Raw genomic sequence first — 2,478 nt, 5'->3', positions numbered from 1 at the left:
TCGGTCAGATGGACACAATTCATGTAGTTCATGTGCTCGGAGATCTTCTCGATGCTGCGGTGGATGTACCCGAGCACGGGGATACATCGAAGCACCCGTTCGCCGTCCAACTTCAACACCAGCCGCAACACGCCGTGGGTCGACGGGTGCTGGGGGCCCATGTTGACGAAATACTCTTGGGTGTCCGGCGAACGGTCGTCGCCGCTGGCCTGCTCCACGAGTTCCTTCAGTGACGAAACTTCTACGGTCATCTTGGCCTGTCGAGCATAAAGTCGTCTTGGTAGTCCTTGCGCAAGGGAAACCCGACCCAATCGTCTTCCAAGAACAGTCTCCTGAGATCCGGATGATCGTCGTACAACACGCCGAACAGGTCGTAGACTTCCCGTTCCTGCCACTCCGCGACCGGGTGCACACGACAGAGCGTCGGCACGCGGGGATCCTCCCGCGGGACTAACACGCTGACGGAAAGAAAATGTTTGTGCTTGAAGGAATAGAGCTGGTAGATCAGCTCGAACTGTCCGCGATCGATCCAATCGACCGCCACGTGATCGAGCAATTGGGCAAACGCAAACTGGGGCTCGTCGCGGAGACGGCGAACGATCGCTGGCAGGGCACTCGCCTCGACAACAACTGCCGCTCGGTCGGCGTTGGCGTCCAAGGGGCTGACGGCCGCGTCGAGTTCACAAACGGCCGCTTGCAGGGCTTCACGTTCCATCACCCGCCCCGCTTTCGTTCGCCCCGCTCTTGCCGGAGCTTTGTTCGTTCAATCCGCTTGGCCACTTCAGCTTGTCGACGGCATGCTGGACGTCGACCACGTTCTCCTTGACGAGTAACTCCTTCATCTCCCCTTGGATGTCTTCCAACGTGATCCCCTCGGGCAGCGCGCTGATGACGGGTTTGCGGCGAACACCGGGCTCGCGAATCGTCTCGCCTTCCTTGATCATTTTCTGCAACGTCAACAAGCCATGGAACAACTGCTCGGGACGCGGGGGACAACCGGGAACGTAAACGTCGACGGGAATGATCTCGTCGGCCCCCCGCACGGTCGTGTAGGAATGATAGATGAATGGGCCACCTGAAATCGTGCAGGCGCCCGTCGCGATCACGTACCTCGGCTCCGCCATCTGCTCGTACAACGTCCGCAACCGCGGAGCCATCCGTTTGACGATCGTGCCCGCCAGAATCAACAAGTCGGCCTGACGCGGCGACGGCCGCGCGACCTCGGCACCGAATCGTGCCAAATCGTGTCGCGGTCCTCCCGTGGCCATCAACATCTCGATCGCACAACAACTCGTGCCGAACGTCAAGGGCCAAAGACTGCTGGCACGGGCCCAGTTGATGATCTCGTCAAACCGGGTCACCAAGACGTTGCCGCCGGGCACCTTTTCCAATGCACCGGGAAGCTTGTCCGTTACGATTCCCATTCCAGAACCCCCTTTTTCCAGGCATACGCCAGGCCGACGACCAGAACAAGTACAAACATCACGACCTCGACCAGCCCGATCAATCCGAGTTCGCGAAGCACCACGGCCCAGGGAAATAAAAACGCCGCTTCGACATCGAACACCAAAAACAGGATCGCAAACAAATAGTAGGCGACGTTGAAATTGATCGAAGACGATCCGATCGTTTCCTCACCACATTCATACGGCGACTGCTTCACCTTGGTCGGGTTTCGCGGTGCCAACAAGTAGGACGCAAAGATACCGCCAAGTACCATCGCGATCCCCAGCACGACGAACAGAAAGACAAATAGATAGTCCATGTCTGGCAATTGCACTCGGCAACCAAAGTGGAACGACAACAAGACCGACGATGTCCGCATCCAGGCCGTTGGACGGCTCTCAGTGAAGTGACGCCCGCCCTTATCTTACCCGTTCCCGAGTGGAGAATCTACAGACCGCCGAGATCGATCGACGGGACAATCACTCTACCACTGTCCCGTTTCCAAAAACTCATGCATCGACCGCGCCGCCACCCGACCGGCGCCCATCGCCAAGATCACCGTGGCGGCACCGCTGACGATGTCGCCGCCGGCGAACACGCCGCGTTTGTTGGTCCGCAACGTCTCTTCATCGGCAACGATGTAGCCCCATTTGTTGGTCGCCATGTCCGGTGTGGTCGACTGCACCAACGGATTGGCACCGGTGCCAATGGCGACGACCGCCATGTCGATCGGCATCACGAATTCAGAGCCTTCGATCGGGACCGGACGCCGACGCCCCGATTCGTCCGCTTCACCGAGTTCCATCTTGACCAACTTGACTCCGGTCAAATTACCTTCCTCATTCCCGACAAACTCCAGCGGGTTGTGCAGGTTCATGAACTGCACGCCCTCGTCCTTGGCATGGTGCACCTCTTCGCCCCGGGCCGGCATTTCTTCCTCGCTGCGGCGGTAGATGATGTAGGCGTTCTTGGCGCCCAATCGCAACGCGGACCGAACCGAATCCATCGCCGTATTCCCGCCGCCGACGATCG

3 protein-coding genes and 2 pseudogenes are annotated in these 2,478 nt (G+C 59.0%); all 5 read right to left on the bottom strand.

Translation table 11 applies throughout. The annotated features are described in order from the left end of the window. A pseudogene (locus ABX749_RS29455) lies at positions 1 to 251 on the bottom strand (hypothetical protein); the annotation flags it as partial. Further along, the gene (locus tag ABX749_RS29450; RefSeq protein ID WP_372899185.1) at positions 248 to 715 is read right to left on the bottom strand and encodes an NADH-quinone oxidoreductase subunit C; all 468 of its coding nucleotides are present in this window, start codon (positions 713 to 715) and stop codon (positions 248 to 250) included. The pseudogene ABX749_RS29455 and the gene ABX749_RS29450, both read right to left, overlap by 4 nt. Positions 716 to 935: 220 nt before the next feature. After that, positions 936 to 1,424 (bottom strand): annotated as a pseudogene (locus ABX749_RS29445) (NADH-quinone oxidoreductase subunit B); the annotation flags it as partial. After that, a complete protein-coding gene (locus tag ABX749_RS29440) occupies positions 1,412 to 1,765 on the bottom strand; it encodes an NADH-quinone oxidoreductase subunit A (protein WP_372899184.1) in 354 nt (117 codons plus the stop codon). The gene ABX749_RS29440 and the pseudogene ABX749_RS29445, both read right to left, overlap by 13 nt. 165 nt (positions 1,766 to 1,930) lie before the next feature. Continuing rightward, positions 1,931 to 2,478: FAD-dependent oxidoreductase (locus ABX749_RS29435; RefSeq protein ID WP_372899183.1), on the bottom strand; the 548-nt coding region annotated here is incomplete at its 5' end.

Origin of the sequence: Stieleria sp. (assembly GCF_041595215.1) — a bacterium.
Classification (GTDB): domain Bacteria; phylum Planctomycetota; class Planctomycetia; order Pirellulales; family Pirellulaceae; genus Stieleria; species Stieleria magnilauensis.
Note: the sequence above shows the minus strand (reverse complement) of the source record. Positions and strands in the feature narration are given on the sequence as shown.